The organism is Pseudomonas sp. CDFA 610, from assembly GCF_021147865.1.
Lineage (GTDB): Bacteria > Pseudomonadota > Gammaproteobacteria > Pseudomonadales > Pseudomonadaceae > Aquipseudomonas > Aquipseudomonas alliivorans.
The window spans coordinates 559,403-584,633 of sequence record NZ_JAGTPM010000001.1; the positions used below are offsets into that span (position 1 = coordinate 559,403).

The following is a 25,231-nucleotide window of genomic DNA, read 5'->3' on the forward strand; positions in this document are numbered from 1 at the left end:
CCCGGTGGAGTTCATGTGATGCGCTACGGACCTTCTTTTCTGAAAACCTGTGTATTTGCTTTGGCAGCGGCCGTCACCTTGGCCAACCCTGCAATGGCGGCAGAGGGCAGCAAACTGGATGCGGTATTGAAACGCGGCAATCTGGTGGTCGGCACGGGCAGTACCAATGCGCCGTGGCACTTCCAGGGGGCGGACGGAAAGTTGCAGGGGTTCGATATCGACATCGGCAGGATCATCGCCAAAGGTCTGTTCAATGACCCGAGCAAGGTCGAATTCGTGGTTCAGTCCTCGGACGCACGCATTCCCAATCTGCTGACGGACAAGGTGGACATCAGCTGTCAGTTCATCACCGTCACCGCCAGTCGCGCACAACAGGTTGCGTTCACCTTGCCGTATTACCGTGAAGGCGTCGCGCTGCTGCTGCCCGCCAACAGCAAGTACAAGGAAATCGATGACCTGAAAGCCGCTGGCGACGGTGTCACGGTTGCCGTGCTGCAGAACGTCTACGCCGAGGAGTTGGTCCATCAGGCGCTACCCAAGGCGAAGGTCGATCAGTACGACAGCGTCGACCTGATGTATCAGGCCATCAACTCCGGCCGTGCCGACACCGCTGCGACCGACCAGTCCTCGGTCAAGTACCTGATGGTGCAGAACCCTGGCCGTTATCGTTCGCCAGCCTTCGCCTGGAGCCCGCAAACCTATGCCTGCGCGGTCAAACGTGGCGATCAGGACTGGCTGGACTTCGTCAACACCGCCTTGCATGAAGCCATGACCGGTGTCGAATTCCCGGCCTATGCCGCCTCGTTCAAGCAATGGTTCGGCGTGGACCTGCCAGTGCCTGCGATCGGCTTCCCGATGGAATACAAATAAGTCGGATCGAACCTCTCTAAAGGCAGGGTCAGCTAAAGCGCTTACCCTGCCGGGTACAGGCAACCATGAACTATCAGTTGAATTTTGATGCCGTCTGGCGCGATTTTCCGAGTCTGCTGGCGGGGCTGGGCCTCGGACTGGAACTGGCCCTGATCTCGATTGCCATCGGCTGTGTGATCGGTCTGATGAACGCTTTCGCACTGCTGTCGCGTTACCGAGCGTTGCGTATCGTGGCGTCGATCTACGTCACGGTGGTGCGCAACACACCCATTCTGGTGTTGATTCTGTTGATCTACTTCGCGCTGCCGGGCCTGGGCATTCGTCTGGACAAGCTGCCGTCGTTCGTCATCACCCTGTCGCTGTACGCAGGCGCTTACCTGACCGAAGTGTTTCGCGCCGGTCTGTTGAGCATCCACAAGGGCCAGCGTGAAGCAGGGCTGGCCATCGGTCTGGGCGAGTGGCAGGTCAGGGCGTACATCGTGGTACCGGTGATGCTGCGCAACGTGCTGCCGGCACTGTCCAACAATTTCATTTCGCTGTTCAAGGACACCTCGCTGGCCGCTGCCATCGCGGTGCCGGAACTGACGTATTACGCGCGCAAGATCAATGTCGAAAGCTACCGGGTGATCGAAACCTGGCTGGTGACAACCGCGCTGTATGTCGTGGCCTGCTACGTGATTGCCACGTTGCTGCGCACCCTCGAACAACGTCTGGCGATTCGCCGCTAGGAGGCTGTCATGTACCAACCCCCTGGCTGGTTGCAGGAAGTGTGGAATGCCCGTGAAGTGCTGTGGTCGGGTTTTCTGACCAGTATTCAGTGTTCGGCGCTGGCCATTCTGTTCGGCACCCTGATCGGCATGTTTGCCGGTCTGGTGCTGACCTACGGCGGTTTTTTTGCGCGCCTTCCGATTCGGCTGTACGTCGATCTCATTCGTGGCACACCGGTGTTCGTACTGGTGCTCGCGGTGTTCTACATGGTGCCCGCGCTGGGCTGGCAGATCACTGCCTTTCAGGCCGGTGCACTGGGGCTGACGTTGTTTTGCGGCTCGCACGTGTCGGAAATCGTGCGCGGTGCCCTGCAGTCGATTGCGCGAGGACAGCTGGAGGCGGGCAAGGCGATCGGGCTGCGGTTCGGCCAGTCGCTGCGGTATGTGCTGTTGCCGCAGGCCATGCGCCAGATTCTGCCGACCTGGGTCAATTCCTCGACCGAGATCGTCAAGGCCTCGACCCTGTTATCGGTGATCGGCGTGGCCGAGCTGCTGCTCAGCACCCAACAGGTGATCGCCCGAACTTTCATGACGCTGGAGTTCTACCTGTTCGCCGGTTTTCTGTTCTTTCTCATCAACTACGCCATTGAGCTGCTCGGGCGATACATCGAAAAACGGGTGGCCTTGCCATGACACAGACCCAGACCAAAGCCCTTTCACCCGCGTTGCTCAGCATCGAGGGCCTGCACAAATCCTATGGCACTGTCGAAGTGCTCAAGGGCGTCGATCTGCGCATGCAGAAAGGCAACGTCGTAACCCTGATTGGCTCCAGCGGCTCGGGCAAGACCACGCTGCTGCGCTGCGTCAACCTGCTGGAAGAGTTTCAGGGCGGACATATCCGGCTGGAGGGCCAGGACATTGGTTACAGCGAAATCAATGGCAAGCGCACCCGACATCCCGAGCGGCTTATTGCCCAGCACAGAGCCATGACGGGCATGGCGTTCCAGCAATTCAACCTGTTTCCGCATTTGAGCGCGCTGCAGAACGTGACACTCGGGCTGCTCAAGGTCAAAAAGATGCCCAGGGATCAGGCGGTAGCGCTGGCAGAAAAATGGCTGGATCGGGTTGGCCTGCTGTCGCGGCGCGATCACTTCCCGGGCCAGCTGTCTGGCGGTCAACAGCAGCGCGTGGCGATTGCCCGAGCCATCGCCATGAACCCCAGTCTGATGCTGTTCGATGAAGTGACCTCGGCGCTGGACCCGGAACTGGTGGGCGAAGTGCTGAATGTCATCAAGGATCTGGCGGAAGAGGGCATGACCATGTTGCTGGTCACCCATGAAATGCGATTCGCTTATGAAGTGTCCGATCAGATCGTGTTCATGAATCAGGGCCGTATCGAGGAGCAGGGCCCGCCCAAGGCGTTGTTCGAACAGCCCAAATCAGCGCGTCTGAGCGAATTTCTCAAAAATATCCGGTTTTAATAACGTTTCAGAAAGGAGAACCCCATGAGCATTACCCGTTATGGTGCTGGCAGCACTGCCGGGGGCGGCCAGCCCCGTCCATTCGCCCGCGCCGTCGAAGCCGACGGCTGGCTGCACGTATCCGGGCAGGTCCCGGCAGTGGACGGCGAGATCATTGTCGGCGGTATCGTCGAGCAGACCCACCAGACCATGCGCAACCTGATCGCCATCCTCGATGAGGCCGGTTACGAGCTTAAGGACGTGATCCGTGTTGGCGTCTGGCTCGAAGATCCACGCGACTTCTGGAGCTTCAACAAGGTCTTCGGAGAGTACTTCACGCCGGAGCACGCTCCCGCACGCGCTTGTGTACAGGCCAACATGATGGTGGACTGCAAAGTCGAGATCGACTGCATCGCCTACCGGCAGAAGTAGCCGCTCAGGTTTGCCGCCGGCCCGTGTCGGCGGCCCAACACTATGGATAGCAGCAGATGACCGATGTGACTCAAGCGAGCGAAGACACTGTCAAGCGCCGTGCCCGAGGGCTGGACAGGGCGTTCGATATCCTCGATTTCCTCAAGGAAAAAGCGACGCCCATGAGGCCCAATGAAATCGCCAGCGGCATCGGCAGTCCCAAGTCCACAGTCTACGAGCTGGTGGCCTCATTGCTGGAGCGTCGGATTCTGGAGCCGGTCGGCAAGGACGGACACGTCTATCTCGGTCGCCAGTTGTATTTTCTGGGCCAGGCGCACCTGCGGCACTTTGACTTCACGCGTGAGGCCGAGATCTGCCTGGGTGACATCGTCAGCCAGACGCGGGAAACCGCGCAAATGTGCCTGCTCAATGGCCGTAAATACACCGTGGCGCTCATGAAAGAGGGTGAGCGGCACTTCCGGATTTCTTCCGACATCGGTGAAGACGCGCCGATTCCCTGGACCGCGTCCGGGCGCCTGCTGCTCAGCCATCTCAGCGATCAGGAGATCGTCGACCTGATCGACCCGGAGGACTTCATCCTGCCGGGTGGCGAGCGTCTGCCGCTGGACACCTTTCTTGGCGAGATACGCAAGGCGGGTGAGGAAGGCTTCTTCTCCTTCGACAGTGTGGCCGACACCTTCACGCACTGTTTTGCCGCACCCGTCAGGAACGGGCAGGGTCAATGCATCGCCACCCTGTGCATCGTTGCGCCACGTGCCGATGCCAGGACTCACTACAGCGACTATCGCCGGGTGCTGATCGACAGCGCCAATGGCCTGGCTCGCCGAATCAATGAATAACGTGTTTTCAGCAGGAGATTACTGATGAGCATTGCCGTCATCGACAAAGGTCTTGCCCGGCCGGGAGACAGCCTGGTCAGCGACGTCAGCCTGCCCGCGCTGGTCATTCACCAGCAGGCACTGGATCACAACATTCGCTGGATGCAGACGTTCGTGACCAACAGCGGCGCCGAACTGGCACCGCATGGCAAGACCAGCATGGTACCCGCGCTGTTCCGGCGGCAGATCGAAGAGGGTGCCTGGGGGATGACGCTGGCCACTGCCGTACAGACCCAGGCCGCGTATGCCCACGGCGTGCGCCGTATCCTGATGGCCAATCAGTTGGTCGGCCAGCCCAACATGGCGCTGATTGCCGAACTGCTGGCCGACTCGACCTTCGAATTCCACTGCATGGTCGATCACCCGGACAACGTCGCGGCACTGGGCACATTCTTCGCCGAACGAGGTCTGCGCTTGAACGTGATGATCGAATACGGTGTGCCGGGCGGGCGTTGCGGCTGTCGCACCGAGGCCCAGGTGCTGGAGCTGGCAGACGCCGTCCTGGCGCAGCCTTCGTTGGCATTGACCGGTATCGAGGGTTACGAAGGCGTGATTCATGGTGATCACGCCATCAGTGGCATCAAAGCATTTGCGGCCTCGCTGGTGCGCCTGGCGGTCGAATTGCAGGATAAGGGCGCTTTCGCGCTGGATCGGCCGATCGTGACCGCTTCAGGTTCGGCCTGGTACGACCTGATCGCCGAAGCATTCGATGCGCAGGCGGTGCGCGAGCGATTTCTCAGCGTGTTGCGCCCCGGCAGTTATGTGGTGCACGACCATGGCATCTACAAGGATGCGCAGTGCTGCGTGCTGGATCGCCGTGCCGAGCTGAGCGAAGCGCTGCGGCCGGCGCTGGAAGTCTGGGCGCACGTGCAGTCCATGCCGGAACCGGGCTTTGCGGTCATTGCCATGGGCAAGCGCGACGTGGCTTATGACGCAGGCCTGCCTAACCCGTTGCGCCGTTACAGGGCGCACGTCATGCCTGCCAGCGGCGATGACGTCAGCAACTGCAAGGTCACGGCAGTGATGGATCAGCACGCGTTCATGACCGTTGCGCCTGGCTGTGAGCTGAAGGTGGGCGACATCATCGCCTTTGGCACATCGCACCCATGCCTCACCTTCGACAAGTGGCGTTCAGGTTGCCTGGTGGATGATGACCTGCGGGTGATCGAACCCTTCCGCACGTACTTCTGATTCCACGCGTACAGAGGAGTGACCGTCACATGAGCCTTTCACGTGTCGCCCTGATCGGCGAATGCATGATCGAATTGCAGCAGCATGCAGATGGCAGTCTGCACCAGAGCTTTGGTGGAGACACCTTGAACACGGCGGTCTACCTGGCCCGTTTGCTGGGTAGCGGGCAGGTGGACTATGTCACCGCGCTGGGCGACGACAGCTTCAGTGATTCCATGTGCAAGGTCTGGTCGGAAGAGGGTATCGGTCTGGGTAAAGTACAACGCCTGCCTGGCCGCCTGCCGGGGCTTTACTGCATCCAGACCGATGCCAGTGGCGAACGACGGTTTCTGTACTGGCGCAACGAGGCGGCAGTGCGGGATTGCTTCATGACACCGGCAGCCGAGCCGATTCTTGCTGCACTGACCAGTTACGATGTGCTGTATTTCAGCGGCATCACCCTGGCAGTGTTGGGGGCAGAAGGCCGTTCGCGTTTGCTTGCGATGCTCGCCAAGGCCCGCTCGCGGGGGGCAAAGGTCGCCTTCGACAACAACTACCGGCCCAGATTGTGGGCCAGTGTCGAGCATGCGCGTGAGGCCTATCTGGCGTGCCTGCCATATGTGGATCTGGCATTGCTGACCGAAGACGATGAGCAGGCGCTGTACGGGTATACCGACACCGAGCAGTTGCTGACGGCCTATAGGCAGCGCGGGATTGATGAGATTGTCATCAAGCGTGGCGCCCAGAGTTGCATTGTGGAAACTGACGGCAAGCGTTTCGAGATCCCGACGCAAAAGGTGGAGCGAGTCGTCGATACCACGGCTGCCGGGGACTCTTTCAGTGCCGCGTATCTGGCGGCCCGGCTCAAGGGCGAGCATCCACAACAGGCGGCCGAGGCCGGGCATCGGCTGGCGGGTATTGTCATTCAGCATCCGGGCGCGCTGGTCCCGAAGTCCGTCATGCCGCAGTAGTGGCATTTACTGCGTTACATGCAGTTGATCGGCTAACGCACTGAGCACAAAGCATTTCGCTGGAACCTGCGCGCAAATCCAGCCACCATAGGCGTCCTTTTTGCCCCGAGCCCATGACCGGAGTCTGCGTGCCCGACGATCTGCCTTCTGCGCTTCCCCATGATCTGGATGTCGATCTCAACCCGCCTGAACAGTTGCCGTTCTTCAAGCGGCTGTTGTCACGGCTGATCGGCCGCAGCCTGACCGGGCTGGGGTCGCAGCACACGCCATCATGGTTTCAGGGGCATGCCGATGGTTACCTGAACGGGCACATCGAAGGCGTCAGGGAAGGTTACGCCGACGGGTACATGGACGGTCAGCAAGAAGGCCGTCAGGTGCTGGTAATCAGTGACACGCGCCCTGCAAGGCACCGCGGTCCCAAAGTTGACGATCACCTGTTCGATGACTGGCGGCTGGCACTCACGCCCGAATTGAAAAAGCGCATCAAGAGTGACGTCGCCGAAAAACTCCCGGCCCATGCGCAGCCCAGTGCGGCGCAGTGGAAAATGATCTTCAGCGACACGCCGTCAACTTATGTGATTGCCGGTGCGGGCGCTGGCAAATCCACGTCGTTGGTGCTGCGCATCCTGTTGCTGCATCACTACCTGGGCTACGAGCTGGATGCGATGACCGTGGTGACCTTCACCCGCGAGTCGCGCAAGGACTTCATCAACAAACTGATCGACGTCATGGCCCTGTGGGGACATGCGTTGAGCCAGAAACAGGCGCGTGATGTGGTGCGTACCTTTCACTCGCGCATTCTGCCTTTGGTGCGCAGCCTGCCGGGCTTCGAACAGTTGCGAGCCTTCGAGACGCTCGATGGCCAGACATCCGCTCAGGAAGACGCCGACAGTAACCCGTTCGATCTGCGCATCAACGATGCCCAGCGCCACCAGATGAATCTCTGTTATCGCGACCTCTACGCCAGCAATGAGCGTTTCCGGGAGGTCATGGCGCCGCTGTATCGCCACGCCTTGCAACTCAAGGAACTGGACCGCGACCATCCGGACGTCCAGAAGCGTGTAGCCGTGACTGAGCTATCCTCGAAACGTGATGAAGAGTGGTGCGATACCGTCGAGGATCTATGGATACGCGCCGGCGCCTGGCCTATAAAAGGCATTGAACCTATGCGGCAAACCGTTGAAATCAATGGTTTTGCGTTCCATTTTCACGGCTACATTGCCGAGCTGGATGCATGGGTCGTGCTGGGGCTGGACGCCAGCGAAGACCAGCATCTCAAACGGCCTGGCGCCAAATTGCCGGTATGGGCAGAAGGCGTCATAAAGCGCACCCTGTTTCAAGCTTTCTGTAGTAAGCCATTGATATGGTTGGATAACTACAAGTCTGCGAGCGAGGTCATGCAGTCACTGGCGGGTTCCGCCGTTGCCGGTCCCGGCTTCGATTACCGGGTCAAAGGCGAACTGAGCGCCGGGCCGCTGCTGGACTGTTTCGTAACGGCCGCGAGCTTTATCGAAAACCTGGGCCTGGACGTGCCGAGCGCCGTCGCCGAGATGAGTTTTGCCAGCGATGACCCGGACAGGTTCTTCTTCGAGGCCCTCAGCCTGTTCTGGAAAGCCTTCGAACAGCACCTGCTGGCCCAGTCGCCACCGGTCATGACGTACAACCGAATGTTCGCGCTGTTTGGTGAAACCTCGCCGGAGAATCTCAAGCACGTCAGTGACCCTGTGCTGCGTCCTCTGTCGCACCTGATGATCGATGAATTTCAGGACGTCTCGCCGCAGATCGTTTCGTGGATACGCGCCTGCCTGCGTGAAATCCGCCGACGTGGGCCGGCCATGCACACCGGGCGTATTGCCCAGCATTCCTCATTGTTGTGTGTGGGCGATGACTGGCAGTCCATCTATGGCTGGCGCGGCAGTTCGCCGAAGTACTTCATGGAGTTCCCCAAAGAGTTCTCATCGCCAGCGACCACCAAAGTCATGCTCAGCGAAAACTATCGCAGCCATCAGCACATCATCGATGCGGCCGAGCATATCGTTCGGGCGGCCCCTGCGATTCCCGGCAAGAAAGCCCGTGCCAGTGGTGCGCCTCAGGAATTGCTGCCAGTCAGTGTGCGTGATCGTGATGAAGACGAGCTTGCCGAACGGGTCGCCGAGCATTACAACGACGGCGACTCGATCCTGCTGCTGTACCGCAAGGGCAGCGAAAAAGCCCGCTTCTCCCAGCGCCTTCAGGCGTTGATCGACACTGACGCGATGCACGGCGCTCAGGGGCGACGTATCAAAACGCTGACTTACCACAGTTCCAAAGGGCTCCAGGCCGACGCCGTATTTCTGCTGGGAGATTGCCAGCACCTGACTGTTTCGCCCTACAAGAATCAGGTCTACCGCCTGGCAGGTCTTGGCGATGCCAATGACCTGCAGCCGTTCGATTCGGCACAGAAGGATGAGGTATTGCGCCTGGCCTATGTCGCCATTACACGTGCGGCCCGGCATTGCTACTGGTACGTCGAAGACAGTGCTGGCAGTGCTGACAGTGTTCAGATGCCCAAGGCATCGGACAGGGTCGCGGCCGACAAGCCATTCTTCGAAGACCTGCGCCAGAAATCACTGACACGCCGTCAGTGAAGGGTTGTGTGCATCAGGACAGATATCAGGAAAAGCCGACCAACGGAGTGTTGGCACCGAACAGTTCAAGTTCGGTTTCGATGGCCTCGATGATTCTCTCCACGTCTGCAGCGTTCATCACGGTGGCGCAGGGCAGTCCTGCTATCGCCAGTACCGTCTCGCCACTGGCCCGGTCGAACAGGCGGGCGATCATGCTGCTGGGCGCGTCCATGCTGGCTTCGAAGCCTACCGGATGAAAATGCCAGCGCATGAGTTGGCATGCATTGGGGAACGTTACCTTGTTCATGGCGATATTCATGGCGATGGCCCACCTGATTCAATCGAGCACTTCCCGGGCTCCATAGGGTAGGGAGACCCACCGAGATTCAACCTGCAAAAGCCCGAGTGAGCGGAAAGAACTACCGAGGTTTATTCCTCGCCGCATCATGCTGCTTTCCTACGGTGTTATCAGAGCGGTCTGACCAGAGCTAAAAATAGCACCCGACAACAGAATGATGGAAAAATTTTTTATGACGCAGCAAGATTTTTTCAATTATTTGATGCGCGTCAATATCGAGTATTCGTCAAGGGCGTTCTGTGCAGGTCTTGTGGGCTTGTCATGCACTAGGGCAAGCTGTCGCCATTGACCCGAGGAAGACAATAATGCTGAAAAAAGCCCTTGCTGCGCTGATGTTGCTGGCTTCGACCAGCCATGCGGCGGAGACGGTCAATATCTACAACTGGACCGATTACATCGCGCCGGACACCCTGAAGAATTTCGAGTCCGCCACGCATTACAAGACCGTGTACGAGACCTACGAAACAAACGAACGCCTCAACGCCAAGCTGATGGCCGGGCACTCGGGCTACGACGTGGTGTTTCCGTCGGTGCACTTCATGGGACGGCAGATCGAAAAAGGGCTGCTGAAAACCCTCGACAAAAGCCAGTTGCCCAATTGGAAAAACCTTAATCCGGTATTGCTCAAGGCGTTGAATGCCAGCGACCCTGGCAATCAACATGGTTTCCCCTATCTGTGGGGCAGTACCGGGATCGGCTACAACGTGGCCATGGTCAAGGCTGCGCTGGGCAAGGACGCCCCGCTCAACTCATGGGACCTGCTCCTCAAGCCGGAAAACATCAAAAAGCTTGCCGGGTGCGGCGTCGCGGTCATCGACAGCGCTCCGGCCATGCTGCCTATTGCCCTGAACTACCTGGGGCTTGAGCCGCACAGCGAAAACCCTGAGGACTACGCGCGCGCGCAGGCTGTGCTCACGGCAGTGCGGCCTTATATTCGTAACTTCAGCTCGTCGCAGTACATCGCCGATCTGGCTTCGGGCAAGATCTGTGTGGCTGTGGGTTACTCTGGAGATATTTCCCAGGCTCAAGAGCAGGCCGCGCAGGGGGGCAACACGATTGTGATCAACTATGTCGTGCCGAAGGAAGGTGCGCCAATGTGGTTTGACATGGTTGCGATTCCCGAGGAAGCGCCGAACCCGAAGGCGGCTTATGCGTTTCTGAACTATCTGTTGCGCCCTGACGTCATCGCGGGCATCACCAATGTCGTGCACTACGCCAACGGCAACGAGAAGGCCGATGCGCTGATCAAGCCAGCGTTGTGGACCGATACCGATGTCTACCCTGACGCCGACATGCTTGATCGCATGTTTGCCATGGCCCCGGTGCCAGAGAAGATCGATGCGCTGCGGGCCAAAATCTGGCGCGATATCAAGGCGGATAAGTAACGCCCGGCTTCTCGTTGACGATCAGATCAGATGGGCCTGCTGCAACTCGGTCAGGGCCTGAGCTTTCAGACGGGCCAGTCGCGGATTACGTCGATCCCTTGGCGCCTCCAGGCCCACCGTCAGTTCGTGCACGATTCGGCCGGGCCGGCTGCCCATGATCAGCACCCGATCACTCAGGTACAGCGCTTCATCCACGTCGTGGGTTACCAAAAGCAGGGTTATGGCGTGCCGGCTGGCCAGTTGCAGCAGCAGATCCTGGAGTTTCATGCGGGTGAATGCATCCACGGCACTGAACGGTTCGTCCAGCAACAGAACGGCCGGGTGTGAGTACAAGCCTCGGGCGATCGCCACGCGCTGTGCCATGCCACCTGAAAGCGCCTTGGGCAGGGCATCGGCAAAACCGGTCAGACCCACCTCGTCGATCAGTTGCCTGACCCAGGCGCGGTCGTAATTCCCGTCATCCCTGAAGCCGATGTTCTGTTCCACGGTGAGCCATGGCATCAGTCTTGGTTCCTGAAAAACGAACGCCACCTCGCCCTGCAGCCGTTTCACTTTGCCCTGAAAGTCGCGTTCAAGGCCGGCGGCGATTCTCAGCAAAGTACTTTTGCCGCAACCGCTCGGGCCAAGCAGGCTGACGATTTCGCCTGCCTGCAACGACAGATCGATGTCCCGCAGAATGGTGCTTTCGGCAAAAGCCTTGTGTGTGACGCGAATTTCCATCAATGCAGCGGACATCGGTCAACCCTCCTGGCTTTGGCCATTGAAGGCGTCGCGCCAGCTCAGAAAACGTTTTTCAAGGCCTGCCAGCAGGCCGTCACTCAACTTGCCCAGGCTCGCCAGCACGACAATGGCGGCCAGGACGATGTCCGGGCGTGAGGTTTCGCGACCGTCGCTGAGCAGGTACCCCAAGCCCTTCGTAGCGGCAATCAACTCGGCGGCGACCAGAAACATCCACGCCAGACTCATGCCGCCACGCAGTCCGGTAAACAGGCCGGGCAGAGCGGCAGGCAGAAGAATCCGCCGTGTCAGGCGATAGCGACTGAAACCGTTCATCTGCCCGACCTCCACCAGCTTGCGGTCAATGCCGCGAATCGCTGCCACGCCATTGAGGTAGACCGGAAAAAACGCACCGATGGCAATCAGCACAATCTTCGACGTTTCTCCAATACCCAGCCACAACAGCAGCAACGGCACCCACGCCAGGCTCGGAATCGAACGCAGCCCGGCAAACGCAGGTTCCAGATACGCCTCGGCTTCACGACTCAGGCCCACCCAGGCGGCGAACAGCAGCGCCAGGCTCGCGCCAATGGCGAAGCCGCTGAGCACACGCAGCAGGCTGGCACCGATGTGTTTCCACAGCGAGCCCTCGGCCAGGTCGCCCAAGGTCATCACGATCTCGCTGGGCGCAGGCATCTGATAGGAGGGCAGCCAGCCGATCCGTACGACCAGCTCGAGAATGACGATGATCAGGATGGGTAATACCAACCCTTTACTTGATGTTTTATACCGTTCCCATACGCCGCGTTTGACCCGAGTCGACAGGGCAGGCTGCGCGCCCGGCAGCGTCTTTCCAGCGCTGCTCATTGGCGAGCAATCACGGAAGCCGAAAAATCAGGCGTGATCAATTGATCGACAACCTGTTCGACGTTCACACCTTTGCGCACCAGTTCTTCGGAAACCAGAATCGGCGCTGCGGCTTTGGAGGACTCAACATCCTTTGCGCTCAGTTGCGGCGCGCTCAGGTCAGTCCGTGACAATTGCAGGCGGGCCACTTCCAGGGGCAACCCCGACTCCTGGGCCAGCAATCTGGCCAGTTCATCCGGGTGCCCGACGGCCCATTCACGTGCTTTCTCGTATGCCGTCAAGACCGCTTTTATCGCCTCCGGATGTTCCTTGGCGTACGTCTCGGTGACGCTCAGCACGCCATAGCTGTTGAAGTCCTTGTTGCGATACAGCAGGCGGGAGCCTGCCTGGATTTCGCTGGCAGCCATGTGCGGGTCAAGACCTGCCCAAGCGTCCACATCGCCTTTTTCCAGCGCGATGCGGCCGTCCGGGTGTTGCAGGTGCAGCAGTTCCACGTCGTCTTTCTTCAGGCCAGCCTGTTGCAACGCACGCAGGGTGAACAGGTAGGGATCGGTGCCTTTGGTGGCGGCAATTTTCTTGCCTTTGAGGTCAGCCACTGTTTGCAGAGGCGAGTCCTTGCGCACCACGAACGCAGTCCATTCCGCTCGGCTATAGACATACACCGACTTGATCGGGCTGCCATTGGCACGAGCCAGCACTGCCGACAGACTGGCCGAAGAGGCGAAGTCGACACTGCCGCTGTTGAGGTATTCCAGTGATCGGTTGCTGCCCTGGCTCAGGACCCAGGTCACCTTTGATTGCGGCAGCGCCTGTTCCAGCCAGCCGAAATGTTTGAGCGCAAGACTTACGGGTGAGTAGTAGGCGTAATCCAGATGGATTTGCGCAGGAACTGTTTCAGCCGCCTCAGCGACCGGCTGCTGCGCAAAGACCAGAGCCATACTCATTAGCAATCCTTTGGCGAGCAAACGGGAGGTCTTCAAGCGAAACGCAGAGCGAAATGATGGCATGGTGGGCGTCCAGGATCAGGATGAGGTGACAGTAACGAGTCTGTTATTTCCAATTCGGCAGTTGCATAGGTTTAATATGCCTAAAAAGGAATATGCAGGCTCTGTGCCAGACCTGATGCGACACAAATCAGCATGTTTTAGAGCGATCCTGGGTTGCAGATGCTGTCGTTCAGAGCGCAGTACTGTTTGCGAGCTGTTGTCCTGCCAACAGTCGAAAGTGGCTGCGCAGTACTGCCTTGCTTAAGTTTTTGCAGAAAATCAGCCTATTTTTGGCCTCAAATGCAACAGAAAGGGATTTTGGGACTCCTATCGTCCGTATTCTTCATTCCGCAACATTGCAGTACTAGTCTTAATCCGTGATCAAGGGACACGTATTCGACTGATCCGCAGGGACAGAAAAGGGTGGCGAACCCGCTATGGCAAGCGCCTTCGCAGCAGCGACACGCTGACTTTTCCCTTAACCGCGTACCGGACTCAGACAATAATGAATATTCCCAAACTCTCTTTGAGCAGCCGACTTCAGCGGCGTATTGCCTGGATTACCCTTCCTTCCGTTCTGATGGTTTCAGCCGTGCTGCTGTTTTCCATGGGCAAAGGCGTGTACGCCGACCCGAAAAACGGTACCCAGACGCTGGTTTTCCTGCGCCACGCCGAAAAGCCTTCCATGGGTCTGGGCCAGTTGAATTGTCAGGGCCTCAATCGGGCAATCGAATTGTCCGAACTGTTGCCCAAGGAGTTTGGCAAGGCCGACTTCATTTTTGCGGCCAATCCAAGTCGGCACGTGGAAGAGGGTGATGGCGACCTTTCCTACAGCTACGTCCGCCCCCTCATGACGGTTGGCCCGAGCGCGATCAAGCTTGGCCTGCCGATCAACATCGATTTTGGTGCCAACGACACCAGCGATCTGGCTGACGAACTGATGCACGACAAATATCACAACGCGATCATTTACACCGCCTGGTCCCACGGCTATCTGCCGGAACTGATCAACAAGGTGGCCAAGCAAGCGTCCGGCAAGGATGTGAAGCTGGTCAACGATTGGGAAGGCGACGATTTCGATTCAGTGGTCGTCGTGACCCTGAAGTGGGTAGATGGCAAGGCCACGCTGGAATATCAGAACCACAAACAGGGCCTGAACAACGGAGCCGAAGCGTGCCCGCAATCAACGTGAGAACGTCGCCGGCAAGTTGCTGACATAGCGTGTCTTTTCAGTCATTTGATGTTCGATCACGCTGATCAGACGAGCCGATCAGCCCTTGATAAACTTCATCGACTCCGCCCCGTAGCGCTCACCTGCTACGGCACCTTCGGCTGGAAAGATCGCATCCAGCTGCGCCAGTTCGTCTTTGCTCAACGCCACCGAAGCCGCCGCCACGTTGCTTTCCAGGTACTTGCGCTGCTTGGTGCCGGGAATCGGGATGATGTCGTCGCCCTGAGCCAGAACCCAGGCCAGGGCCAATTGCGAAGCGCTTACGCCCTTGGCGGCTGCGATGGCTTTGACCTTTTCCACCAGTTCCAGATTGCGTTTGAAGTTCTCATCCTGAAAGCGCGGGCTGAAACGGCGGTAGTCGTCCGCTGCAAAATCGTCCGGAGTGCGCAGTTCGCCGGTCAGAAAGCCTCGCCCCAGCGGGCTGTAAGCCACGAACGCGATGCCCAGACGACGGCAGGTGGCAAGCACGTCGTCCTGCTCCGGATCGCGCGACCATAGCGAATACTCGCTTTGCACCGCCGCCAGTGGATGAACCTTGTGGGCGCGCTCGATGGTTTGCGCGCTGGCTTCGCAAATACCGATGTGACGCACTTTGCCAGCCTTGACCAGTTCGGCCATGGCGCCAATGGTTTCCTCGATCGAGACATTCGGATCGACGCGGTGCTGGTAATACAGGTCCAGATAGTCAGTGTTCAAGCGCCTGAGGCTGCCATCGATGGCCTGACGTACATACTCGGGACTGCCATCGACACCGCGGGCGTGTGGATCGTCGCTGCGCACAATGCCGAACTTGCTGGCCAGATAAAGGCTGTCGCGCTTGCCCTGCAGCGCACGGCCGAGAAGGGCTTCGTTGGTGTGCGGGCCGTACATGTCGGCGGTGTCGAAAAAGCTGACACCCAATTCAAGAGCGCGATGCAGCGTCGCAATGGATTCCTGCTCGTCGATGCCCGTGGTGTAGAAGTCCGACATGCCCATGCAGCCAAGACCAATCGCTGAAACCTGCGGGCCTTGATGGCCGAGTTGACGTGTGATCACGATGCTTTCTCCCTGGAATGAAAAGACAGATCAAGTGTGTGCTCTTCGCATTGCGCAATAAACCGGCTGTTTCTGATTTAACTGTTCGTTTTATCTAAACAATCCAGGGCGCAATACCGTCTGCAAGCATGGCAACCATGACCCGGCGACATGGCTGATCCGACAAAACGCACTAGCCAGAAAAAACGCAAAAGAGTACAAATGTACTCCATGAGCACATTATCTCCCCGCCGCAGCGCCATCCTTACCTTCATCCGCGATCGCATCGCGCAGCAAGGGCAATCACCGAGCCTGGCGGAAATCTCCGAGGCCTTCGGGTTTGCTTCACGCAGCGTGGCGCGCAAACACATTGTGGCCCTGACCGAAGCCGGACTGATTGAAGTCATGCCGCATCAGGCTCGCGGCATTCGTCTGCTGCAGAACCAATCCCGACCAGAGCTGCTGGAAATCCCTGTGCTGGGACGTGTCGCTGCCGGTGCCCCCATCGGGCCTGATCTCGACATTCACGCCACATTACATCTGGATCGCAGCACCTTTACCCGTGTGCCCGACTACCTGCTGCGAGTGCAGGGCGACTCCATGATCGAGGACGGCATTCTCGACGGTGATCTGGTCGGCGTGCACCGCAACCCGCAGGCCAGCGACGGTCAGATCGTTGTCGTCCGACTGGACGGCGAAGTCACCATCAAGCGTCTGCGGCACAGTGCCGACGGGCTTCAGTTGCTGCCGCGCAATCCTGCCTACAACCCCATCATTGTTACGCCGGATCAGGACTTCGCCATCGAAGGCGTGTTCTGCGGTCTGGTCCGGCGCGAATGATGGGCGCTGTCGTCAGCCTGGACAGCCTGCTGGACGAACGCAGGGTCTGGAAGGGGCGTCAGCAGTCTGCGCCGCAGGTCAGTCCGCAGCCCAGCGGCCATGCCTTGCTCGACAGCGTGCTGCCCACTGGCGGCTGGCCGCCCTCGGCACTGACTGAAGTCCTGATTCCGGCCAATGGCAGTGGCGAGTTGCGTCTGTTGTGGCCCAGTCTGGCGCGGCTCTCCAGCATGGGGGAGCGTATCGTGCTGGTCGCGCCGCCTTATCTGCCGTATCCGCAGGCCTGGCTGGCTGCCGGCGTCGATTTGCGGCAGATGACCCTGATCGAGGCCAGCGCCAAAGATGCCTTGTGGGCCGCTGAACAATGTTTGCGTTCCGGCAGTTGTGGCGCTGTGGTGTGCTGGCCCGGCATGGTCGACGACCGTGCGTTGCGTCGCCTGCAGGTGGCCGCCGAAACCGGGCAGACCCTGGCTTTCGCGTGTCGGCCCCAACAGGCCGCTGCCAACCCGTCGCCCGCTGCGTTGCGTATTGCTGTCGATATCCGTCCCGCACAATTGCGGGTACTCAAATGCCGCGGCGGGCTTGCTCCCGCCTTGCCGATACCTTTCCCGACCGACGCTTGAGGTTCTTATGCTGTGGGCCTGTGTCTTGCTGCCGCAACTGGCACTCGACGGCGTCATGCGCCGCCATACCGATCCGGATGAACCGCTGGCCCTGATCAGCGGCAGTGCCCAGCGTCGAGTGCTGCAGGCCGTCAACCCGGCCGCGCGGGCCTTGGGCCTGCGACCCGGTCAGTCGCTCAGTGCGGCGCAGGCATTGGCGTCAGGTTTCGTCATGGTCCCTCATGATCCGTCTGAAACCGAGCGCTTGCAGCAACTGCTGGCAGCCTGGGCCTACGGTTTCAGCTCCAACGTCAGCCTCAAATACCCTCGCGTTCTGCTGATGGAAATCGAGTCCAGCCTGAAGCTGTTCGGGCCGTGGCCAGTGTTCGAGGCCAGGTTGCGCGAAGAACTGACCGGGCTCGGCTTTCGTCATCGTATAGTCGTGGCCCCCAACCCGATTGCGGCCCGCATGCTGGCCAACATGCACGACGGGTTGAGCATCGATTGTCCGCATGATCTGCGTCGCACCCTGGAGCAGATGCCGGTGGACCGCATCGGTCTCGGTCGTGAGGTGGCAACCGCCCTGGCCCGCATGGGGCTGCGAAATGTCCGACAGGTGCTGGCTCTGCCGCGTGACACCCTGGCACGGCGTTTTCCTGCCAGCGTGTTGCAGCATATCGATACCCTGCTGGGCGAGCGGCCGGTCGCCCTCGAGTGCTATATGCCGCCGGACTTTTTCGACCTGCGCATCGAATTGAATTTCGACGTCGAATCGCATCAGGCGCTTTTGTTTCCGCTCAAACGCCTGATTGCCGATCTGGCCATGTTTCTGACCGGTCGCGACAGTGGCGTGCAACGATTTGCCCTGCATCTGGAGCATGTCGACGGACCGGACACGGTCGTGCAAGTCGGCTTGCTCAGCGCCGAACGTGATGCCTCGATGCTGTTCGAGCTGGCTCGCGGCAGGCTGGAGCAGGTGCTGGTGGGGTCTCCGGTGCGGGCGGTGCGCTTGCTGGCGCAGGACTTGCCCGATTTCGTCCCGACGCACCGAACCCTGTTCGATGAGCGTGAGCAACAGACGCTGCCCTGGGAGCAGTTGCGCGAGCGCCTGCGGGCACGGTTGGGCGACGAGTCGGTCAGCGGCCTGAGAGCGCTTGCCGATCATCGTCCCGAGTGCGCCTGGCGGCCAGCGACGGAAAGCAGGGTGATTGCGCAAGTCCACGGCCATCCGCGTCCGGGCTGGTTGCTGCACCAGCCGCAACCATTGCCCGCGCACACCACCCGCATCGTGGCCGGGCCTGAGCGCATCGAGTCAGGCTGGTGGGACGGCGGCGATGTGCGACGCGATTATTATTTGGTGGAGACCCTCAACGGCCAGCGCGCCTGGGCCTACCGCAAGGTGGGCGAAAACGGCGAGCTGCTGCTGCACGGCTGGTTCGCGTGAACGTGGATTACGCCGAGCTGCATTGCCTGTCGAACTTCAGCTTCCAGCGTGGCGCGTCCAGTGCCCAGGAGTTGTTTCAACGCGCGAAACGGCATGGTTATGCGGCGCTGGCGATCACCGACGAATGCACGCTGGCCGGGATTGTAAGGGCGTGGCAGGCCTCGAAGGACAGCGATCTGCCACTGATCGTCGGCAGCGAGATGCAGATCGAAAACGGGCCGAAGATCGTCCTGCTGGTGGAAGACCTGATCGGCTATCAGACACTGTGCCGGATCATCACCCTGGCCCGGCGTCGCGCCAAAAAGGGCGAGTACCGGCTGTTGCACGATGACTTCGAGATACCGTTCAACGGTTTGCTGGTGGTCTGGTTGCCGGACATCGAAAGTGATGCGCAAGCCTGCCTGGCTCAGGGCAACTGGTTGCGTGACCGGTTTGCCGAGCGCCTGTGGCTAGGCGTCGAGCTGCATCGCGGACCTGATGACGAACAGCGGCTTGCGGATCTGCTGGCATTGGCGCAGTCCCTGAGCATTCCTGCGGTGGCCAGCGGCGATGTGCACATGCACGCGCGGGGACGACGTGCGTTGCAGGACACCATGACCGCCATCCGTCACCACACAACGGTGGCCGAGGCGGGGCATCTGCTATTCGCCAACGGCGAGCGCCATTTACGCACACCGGATGCGCTTGCCGAGCTGTACCCCGACTGGCTGTTGGCCGAATCGGTACGCATTGCTCGCCGCTGCATATTCGATCTTGGCGATTTGAATTACGAATACCCCCATGAGCTGGTACCCAAGGGCCAGACACCGTCGTCCTGGCTGCGTGAACTGACCGAGCGTGGCGTGCGCAAGCGCTGGCCCGATGGTGTGCGTCCGACAACCCGCGAGCAGGTCGAGAAGGAACTGGCCCTGATCGCAGAAATGAAGTTCGACAGCTACTTCCTGACCGTGCATGACATCGTCGAATTTGCCCGCAGCCAGCACATTCTCTGCCAGGGACGCGGATCGGCGGCCAACTCGGTGGTGTGTTACGCATTGGGGATTACCGAGCTGAATCCGGAGAAAAGCAACCTGCTGTTCGAGCGCTTTATCTCCAGAGAGCGCAACGAACCGCCCGACATTGACGTGGATTTCGAGCACGACCGCCGCGAAGAAGTCATTCAGTACGTGTTCCGGCGCTATGGTCGGGGCAGGGCGGCACTCACTGCCGTGGCCAGTACTTATCACGGTTCCGGCGCGATGCGTGACGTGGCCCGCGTGCTGGGCTTGCCGCCGGATCAGATTAACGCACTGGCCGATGCCTTCAGCCGCTGGAGCGATACGCTGCCATCCCCCGAGCGGCTGTGCGAATATGGCTTGGACCCCGAAGCCCCGATGCTCAAACGGGTGCTGGCCTTGAGTGAAGAACTGATCGGCTTTCCCCGGCATTTGTCCCAGCATCCGGGCGGGTTCGTGATTTCCGAGCACCCGCTGGACACCTTGGTACCGGTCGAGAACGCCGCCATGGCCGAGCGCACTATCATTCAGTGGGACAAGGACGATCTGGATCTGGTGGGTCTGCTGAAGGTCGATATTCTGGCTCTGGGCATGCTCAGCGCGCTGCGCAGAACGTTTGATCTGGTGCATTTGCACAGGGGTAAACAGTGGACGTTGGCGACCATGGAAGCTGATGACCGCCCGACCTACGAGATGATCAGCCGTGCCGACACCATCGGTGTGTTCCAGATCGAGTCGCGCGCGCAGATGGCCATGCTGCCGCGCCTGAGACCCGAGAAGTTCTACGATCTGGTGATCGAAGTGGCCATTGTCCGGCCGGGGCCTATTCAGGGCGACATGGTTCACCCGTACCTGCGCAGGCGTAACCGGGAAGAGGAGATTACCTATCCGCCAAAATTGAAAAACGTGTTCGAACGTACCCTCGGCGTGCCGCTGTTTCAGGAGCAGGTCATGGAAGTGGCAATCATCGCCGCGGACTACACGCCTGGCGAGGCCGACCAGTTGCGTCGCTCAATGGCAGCCTGGAAGCGCCATGGCGGGCTTGAGCCGCATCGCGAGCGTCTGACCAAGGGCATGTTGAAGAACGGCTACGAGCAAGACTTTGCCGACCGTATCTTTGAGCAGATCAAGGGCTTCGGCAGTTACGGCTTTCCCGAGTCCCATGCCGCCAGCTTCGCCTTGCTGACTTACGCCAGTTGCTGGCTCAAGTGCCATGAGCCGGCAGCCTTTACCTGTGCGCTGATCAACAGTTGGCCGATGGGGTTTTACAGCCCCGATCAACTGTTGCAGGACGCGCGCCGCCACCACATCGAAATCCGTCCGGTGGACGTGCGTTACAGTGACTGGGATTGCTCGCTTGAACCTGTCGAACACCCTGACTACAGACGTAATCTGGCGATCCGTCTGGGCATGCGCATGGTGCGCGGTTTTCGGGAAGACGATGCGCTGCGTATCGAACGCGCCAGAGCGACGCGTGCATTCTGCGATGCCACCGACCTGACGATCCGTGCCGGACTGGGCAACCGTGCTGCCGAGTCGCTGGCCGATTCCGGTGCGTTGCGCGGGCTGATCGGTCATCGACATCGGGCGCGCTGGGAAGTGGCTGGTGTGGAGGCGCAGCGACCGTTGTTCGATGATCTGCCCAGCGAGGAACACCAGGTCACGCTGCCGTTACCCACCGTGGCCGAGGACCTGGTCGCCGACTACGCCACGATGGGTACGACGCTGGGGCCGCATCCGCTGGCCTTGTTGCGTCGGCAGTTGGCGGCCAAGCGCTTTCGCAGCTCGCGGGACCTGCTCACACTGGAAAATGACCGGACCCTCAGCGTGGCGGGGCTGGTCATTGGCAGGCAACGCCCCGGCACGGCCAGTGGCGTGACCTTCGTGACGCTGGAGGATGAATTCGGAATGGTCAACGTCGTGGTCTGGCGCGATCTGGCCGAGCGGCAACGCAAAGTGCTGGTCGGTTCACAGCTGCTGCAGGTGTTCGGGCGTCTGGAATCCAAGAGCGGCGTGCGACATCTGATCGCCCGGCGCCTCTATGATCTGACGCCCCTGCTGACCGGGCTGGATGTGCGCAGCCGGGATTTCCAGTGAGCGCAATACGCAAGCGGGCGCGCAACTTGCAGTGTTGAACGCCTTTTCAGACTGCCCACGAGAGGTCCTGCATGTACAAAGACTATCCCGCTGCCTATCAGGTGAGTAAAGGTGCCGCGCTGCAAGTGGATACGGACTTTTACGAGCGCATACGCGCCACTTTGCAGCAGCGCACGCTGATCGAGCAGTTCGAAATACCGATCCGCACAGGACGAGCCTGGAAGGTCAAGGCAGGGCAGGTGTTTCGCGTCACCACACCGGTCGGCCCGCAGGTGGGGGATTTCAACGTATGGAACGCGGATGATCCCCGGGAGCGCATGTGGGCCGCGAGAACCCGTCAGCTGCAGGGCGCGCACGTCAGCACCCATGACCGGCTCTGGTCGAACCTGCCGTTTCTGCGGCCGATGGTCACCATCACCGACGACAGCCTGGCCAGTTACGGCATCGACGAGCATGGTGGACGCCTGCACGACCTGCTGGGCACGCGCTGCGACCCGTACGTCAACAAGATGCTGACTGGCGAGGACTTTCATCACCACTGCCATTCGAACCTGACGCGGGCAGTCTTGCCACACGGCCTGACCGAGTTCGATGTGCACGACGTGCTGAACATCTTTCAATGCACCGGGCTCAACCATGACGACATGTACTTCATGAAAGCCTGCCCGGCACAGAAGGGTGATTACCTGGAATTCTTTGCCGAAATCGACTTGCTGTGTGCATTGTCGACCTGTCCGGGCGGCGATCTGTCGCTGCCGATGTGGGGGCCGGATGCTCAGGATCCTTTAAGTGTGTGCAGGCCGTTGGGTGTCGAGATCTATGCGTTGGAAGCGTCGCTGCTGGAAGGCTGGCAACCGCCGCAGCGCGCAGTCTACAACGGACTTCATGGCCTGCAGATTGCCAAGGCCGAATGGGAAATCTAGATTTCTGGCATCCTGGGCGGCGTCCTGTCTGATCACACGCCCCTTTGATGATGGATCGAGACCTTGTGAAGGCGGCTTGCCGGCGAGGCGATCCATCAAACGACCTGCAGGTAACCGGCATGCCGCGTTCGGCGACATTTCATCACGTCGAGCGCGCCATCCTGCGCAACCCCCAGATCATCGCCGCCCCCATGCCGAGCATGGCCACCAGCAACGCGGGATAGCTGACCCACCAGTTGAGCGGGGCGGTCATCATGCTGAATTCCGACATGCCACCAATCCCGGCAATCAGGTTCAGCGGCAGGAACACCACATTGATCAGGGTGAGCTTGCGCAGCAGGTTGTTGGTGCTGTTGTTGACCAGATTGCCTCGCGCATCCATGAGCCCGGCAAAGACCGTTGAATAGATCTCCGCCTGTTTGTAGCACTGGTCATTCTCGATAATCATGTCGTCGATCAGCGCCAGGCTGGCGTTGCCATACTGTTTGCCTTGCGCATGATTGCGCAGACGGGTCAGGACAGCACCGTTGCTATGAATCGCGTTGATGTAATACACCAGGCTTTCGCTAAGGTTGAACATCTGCAGCAGATGGCGATTTTCCAGTGACGAATTGAATTTCTGTTGCAGTTCGCGAGCCACCATCTTGATCACTTTCAAATGGCCCAGATAGTGATGGATGTTGTTGAACAGCATCTCCAGCAGAATATCCAAAGGCTGCTCAAGTGGGCGTTGCGTCAACAGTGACGTCAGCGGTTGATCATCGTCGCAGATCAGCACCAATTGATCCTGCTTGAGCAAAACGCCGAATGACGAGACATCGAACGAAAAACTGTCCTTGCCCGAATAGTTTTCGGGCCGTTTCCAGATCAGAAACAGCGCATCGGGATGAAACTCGATGCGGGAAATTTCGTCCGGGTCCAGTGCCGATGCCACGGCATGTTCATCCAGGTGAAAACGCTCGGCCAACAGCGTGCGTTCTCTGGCGTCCGGTTTGCTGAACCACAGCACGTGCGCTGTCAGTGGGTCGCAGGCTTGCAGGCGGTTGGCGTCGAGTTTCAGGCCTTTTATCATTGGCTATTACCAGGCCTGGCCAAGACGTTTTATATCCAGGCGCCGAATGAACTCTTCCAGTATCAGACCGTACAAATCGTCCTGCAGGTAGGCGTCTTCGATACCGGCGTCCAGGTTGGGGTTATCGTTGACCTCAATCACCACCACCTTGTCGCCAGATTGTTTCAGGTCAACACCGTACAGTCCGTCGCCAATCAGGTTGGCGGTCTTGAGTGCGAGTTCAACCACCGCTTTCGGCGCTTCATGAACCGCCAGGGTGCGGCATTCGCCGTTGATTTGCGCACCGACGGCCTTGTGGTTGTAAATCTGCCAGTGCCCCTTGGACATGAAGTACTGGCAGGCAAAGATCGGCTTGCGGTTGAGGATGCCGATGCGCCAGTCGTACTCGGTATAGAAGAATTCCTGTGCCAGCAGCAGTACCGAATGTTCGAAAAGTTGTGCAGTGGCCGTATGCATTTCCTCGGCTGTGCCGACTTTGATCACGCCACGCGAAAAACAGCCGTCAGGGATTTTCAGTACCAACGGGAAGCCCAGCCGTCGGGCAACGTTCTCAAGTTCTTCGGGGCGGTCCTTGTAGAGAATTTCGGTACGCGGCATGCCCAGGTCATGGCTTTTGAGCAGGTCGGACAGGTACACCTTGTTGGTGCAGCGCAGAATGGACGTCGAATCGTCCATGACCACCAGCCCCTCGCTTTCAGCCTTCTTGGAGAAGCGATAAGTGTGGTTGTCGACACTGGTGGTCTCGCGGATCAGCAGCGCGTCGTATTCGGCGAGTCGCGCGTAATCCTTCTTCTCGATCAACTCGACATCGAGCCCCAGGCGTTGGCCGACACGAATGAAATTGTTCAGGGCCGCTGCGTTGGAAGGTGGCAGTTGCTCCTGCGGATCATGCAGGATCGCCAGGTCGTAACGGGCCAGACGGCGTGAACCGGGCTGACGCCAGACCTTGCGACTGAAGCCATCCAGCGCAAGCGCGAACTCGTCCTGCTGATCATCACGCAAACGGGGCAGGGCACCCGACTTGATGCCTGCGATATGCCAGTTTTCGCGCTTGCGGAATTCAACCAGCAGGATCGGACAAGGAAACGCTTCGAATAACTGGCGCGCCAGATCGTTCAAGGGCGCAAGTGTTGTCTGACCGAAGTAAAGCGTCAGGGTAAAGCCTTCGGTCTCGTCATACGGATGATCCTGAAGTGCGGTTTCCAACACTTTGTCCAAATCATCCAGTGCCAGTCCATACAATGATTTTCGTGTCAGTTCGCTGATGGTGCGGACGGAAGGAATGACAGAGTGCTGACGCGCTTCGGCCAGCAGCGAACAGTAATAACCGTGGCCCAGGTACTTATAGCTGCGGCATAGATTGATGACCTGCACGCGCTTGCCAACTGTAGCTTCCAGCGGGTTTTCCAGATAATTCTGCGCGGTCATCAGGTTTTCGCTGGGGAAGTAAGACGCCCAGTCTTCCAAACGTTCGACAATAATGACCACTTGGCTTTGTACTGCAAACGGGACTGCGGGATAGGCACGTTTCGTTGTTGCTGAAACTGCACGTTGAGCCGATACTTCGTTCATCTTCACCTGCGCCGCTGACATGTGTAATCGATCCGAT

23 protein-coding genes are annotated in these 25,231 nt (G+C 59.4%); 16 read left to right on the top strand and 7 right to left on the bottom strand.

What is annotated here, in order from left to right; genetic code table 11:
- Nucleotides 1-18 precede the first annotated feature (18 nt).
- From KDX39_RS02540 to KDX39_RS02580, 9 genes are all read left to right on the top strand, one after another.
- Complete coding sequence (locus tag KDX39_RS02540; RefSeq protein ID WP_231659254.1) at nucleotides 19-870, top strand: transporter substrate-binding domain-containing protein; 852 nt, start codon at nucleotides 19-21, stop codon at nucleotides 868-870.
- A 65-nt stretch (nucleotides 871-935) separates the two neighbouring features.
- Nucleotides 936-1,598, top strand: a complete 663-nt coding sequence (locus tag KDX39_RS02545) for an amino acid ABC transporter permease (protein WP_099230514.1) — start codon at nucleotides 936-938, stop codon at nucleotides 1,596-1,598.
- Nucleotides 1,599-1,607: 9 nt separating this feature from the next.
- Nucleotides 1,608-2,270, top strand: coding sequence for an amino acid ABC transporter permease (locus KDX39_RS02550; protein WP_210069790.1), 663 nt, complete (start codon nucleotides 1,608-1,610; stop codon nucleotides 2,268-2,270).
- A complete protein-coding gene (locus KDX39_RS02555) occupies nucleotides 2,267-3,058 on the top strand; it encodes an amino acid ABC transporter ATP-binding protein (protein WP_099230518.1) in 792 nt (263 codons plus the stop codon). Before KDX39_RS02550 ends, KDX39_RS02555 begins: the two co-directional genes overlap by 4 nt.
- Before the next feature lie 24 nt (nucleotides 3,059-3,082).
- Nucleotides 3,083-3,469: a RidA family protein gene (locus tag KDX39_RS02560; protein WP_099230520.1), complete on the top strand. Its 387-nt coding sequence runs from the start codon at nucleotides 3,083-3,085 to the stop codon at nucleotides 3,467-3,469.
- A gap of 56 nt (nucleotides 3,470-3,525) precedes the next feature.
- Complete coding sequence (locus KDX39_RS02565; protein ID WP_099230522.1) at nucleotides 3,526-4,308, top strand: IclR family transcriptional regulator; 783 nt, start codon at nucleotides 3,526-3,528, stop codon at nucleotides 4,306-4,308.
- Nucleotides 4,309-4,332: 24 nt separating this feature from the next.
- Nucleotides 4,333-5,538 carry an amino acid deaminase gene (locus KDX39_RS02570; protein WP_231659255.1) on the top strand — a complete coding sequence of 402 codons (1,206 nt, stop codon included), beginning with the start codon at nucleotides 4,333-4,335 and terminating at the stop codon, nucleotides 5,536-5,538.
- A 29-nt stretch (nucleotides 5,539-5,567) separates the two neighbouring features.
- On the top strand, nucleotides 5,568-6,488 hold the full coding sequence (locus tag KDX39_RS02575) for a sugar kinase (protein WP_231659256.1): 921 nt from the start codon (nucleotides 5,568-5,570) through the stop codon (nucleotides 6,486-6,488).
- A 128-nt stretch (nucleotides 6,489-6,616) separates the two neighbouring features.
- Nucleotides 6,617-9,115: a UvrD-helicase domain-containing protein gene (locus KDX39_RS02580; protein WP_231659257.1), complete on the top strand. Its 2,499-nt coding sequence runs from the start codon at nucleotides 6,617-6,619 to the stop codon at nucleotides 9,113-9,115.
- A 25-nt stretch (nucleotides 9,116-9,140) separates the two neighbouring features.
- Here KDX39_RS02580 and KDX39_RS02585 read toward each other — a convergent pair whose 3' ends face one another.
- A complete protein-coding gene (locus KDX39_RS02585) occupies nucleotides 9,141-9,401 on the bottom strand; it encodes a DUF1652 domain-containing protein (protein WP_231659258.1) in 261 nt (86 codons plus the stop codon).
- Nucleotides 9,402-9,757: 356 nt separating this feature from the next.
- Between KDX39_RS02585 and KDX39_RS02590 the strand changes: the two genes are divergently transcribed.
- A complete protein-coding gene (locus KDX39_RS02590) occupies nucleotides 9,758-10,837 on the top strand; it encodes a polyamine ABC transporter substrate-binding protein (RefSeq protein ID WP_231659259.1) in 1,080 nt (359 codons plus the stop codon).
- A 21-nt stretch (nucleotides 10,838-10,858) separates the two neighbouring features.
- Here the strand turns inward: KDX39_RS02590 and KDX39_RS02595 are convergent, their stop codons facing one another.
- Genes KDX39_RS02595 through KDX39_RS02605 form a run of 3 tightly spaced genes read right to left on the bottom strand, consistent with a single transcriptional unit; the run spans nucleotide 10,859 to nucleotide 13,428 of the window.
- The gene (locus KDX39_RS02595) at nucleotides 10,859-11,572 is read right to left on the bottom strand and encodes an ABC transporter ATP-binding protein (RefSeq protein WP_231659260.1); all 714 of its coding nucleotides are present in this window, start codon (nucleotides 11,570-11,572) and stop codon (nucleotides 10,859-10,861) included.
- A gap of 3 nt (nucleotides 11,573-11,575) precedes the next feature.
- The gene (locus KDX39_RS02600) at nucleotides 11,576-12,421 is read right to left on the bottom strand and encodes an ABC transporter permease (RefSeq protein ID WP_231659261.1); all 846 of its coding nucleotides are present in this window, start codon (nucleotides 12,419-12,421) and stop codon (nucleotides 11,576-11,578) included.
- Nucleotides 12,418-13,428 carry an aliphatic sulfonate ABC transporter substrate-binding protein gene (locus KDX39_RS02605; protein ID WP_231659262.1) on the bottom strand — a complete coding sequence of 337 codons (1,011 nt, stop codon included), beginning with the start codon at nucleotides 13,426-13,428 and terminating at the stop codon, nucleotides 12,418-12,420. Before KDX39_RS02605 ends, KDX39_RS02600 begins: the two co-directional genes overlap by 4 nt.
- 484 nt (nucleotides 13,429-13,912) lie before the next feature.
- On the opposite strand from KDX39_RS02605, the gene KDX39_RS02610 reads away from it, so the two are divergent.
- Nucleotides 13,913-14,599 (top strand): hypothetical protein, encoded by a 687-nt coding sequence (locus KDX39_RS02610; protein WP_231659263.1) that lies wholly within the window; start codon nucleotides 13,913-13,915, stop codon nucleotides 14,597-14,599.
- Nucleotides 14,600-14,677: 78 nt separating this feature from the next.
- Here the strand turns inward: KDX39_RS02610 and KDX39_RS02615 are convergent, their stop codons facing one another.
- Nucleotides 14,678-15,673 (bottom strand): aldo/keto reductase, encoded by a 996-nt coding sequence (locus KDX39_RS02615; protein WP_231659264.1) that lies wholly within the window; start codon nucleotides 15,671-15,673, stop codon nucleotides 14,678-14,680.
- 201 nt (nucleotides 15,674-15,874) lie between these two features.
- Between KDX39_RS02615 and lexA the strand changes: the two genes are divergently transcribed.
- The 5 genes from lexA (at nucleotide 15,875) to KDX39_RS02640 (ending at nucleotide 22,550) form a co-directional block, all read left to right on the top strand.
- On the top strand, nucleotides 15,875-16,492 hold the full coding sequence (lexA, locus tag KDX39_RS02620) for a transcriptional repressor LexA (protein ID WP_231659265.1): 618 nt from the start codon (nucleotides 15,875-15,877) through the stop codon (nucleotides 16,490-16,492).
- Nucleotides 16,492-17,112 (top strand): translesion DNA synthesis-associated protein ImuA, encoded by a 621-nt coding sequence (gene imuA / locus KDX39_RS02625; protein ID WP_231659352.1) that lies wholly within the window; start codon nucleotides 16,492-16,494, stop codon nucleotides 17,110-17,112. The genes lexA and imuA overlap by 1 nt, the downstream gene beginning before the upstream one ends.
- 7 nt (nucleotides 17,113-17,119) lie before the next feature.
- Nucleotides 17,120-18,535: a Y-family DNA polymerase gene (locus KDX39_RS02630; RefSeq protein WP_231659266.1), complete on the top strand. Its 1,416-nt coding sequence runs from the start codon at nucleotides 17,120-17,122 to the stop codon at nucleotides 18,533-18,535.
- Nucleotides 18,532-21,627, top strand: coding sequence for an error-prone DNA polymerase (locus tag KDX39_RS02635; protein WP_231659267.1), 3,096 nt, complete (start codon nucleotides 18,532-18,534; stop codon nucleotides 21,625-21,627). Before KDX39_RS02630 ends, KDX39_RS02635 begins: the two co-directional genes overlap by 4 nt.
- A 71-nt stretch (nucleotides 21,628-21,698) precedes the next feature.
- Nucleotides 21,699-22,550: an urea carboxylase-associated family protein gene (locus tag KDX39_RS02640; protein ID WP_231659268.1), complete on the top strand. Its 852-nt coding sequence runs from the start codon at nucleotides 21,699-21,701 to the stop codon at nucleotides 22,548-22,550.
- Between the two features lie 142 nt (nucleotides 22,551-22,692).
- Here the strand turns inward: KDX39_RS02640 and KDX39_RS02645 are convergent, their stop codons facing one another.
- Nucleotides 22,693-23,622 (bottom strand): magnesium transporter CorA family protein, encoded by a 930-nt coding sequence (locus tag KDX39_RS02645; RefSeq protein ID WP_231659269.1) that lies wholly within the window; start codon nucleotides 23,620-23,622, stop codon nucleotides 22,693-22,695.
- 6 nt (nucleotides 23,623-23,628) lie between these two features.
- Nucleotides 23,629-25,215: a RimK family protein gene (locus KDX39_RS02650; RefSeq protein ID WP_231659270.1), complete on the bottom strand. Its 1,587-nt coding sequence runs from the start codon at nucleotides 25,213-25,215 to the stop codon at nucleotides 23,629-23,631.
- Nucleotides 25,216-25,231 lie beyond the last annotated feature (16 nt).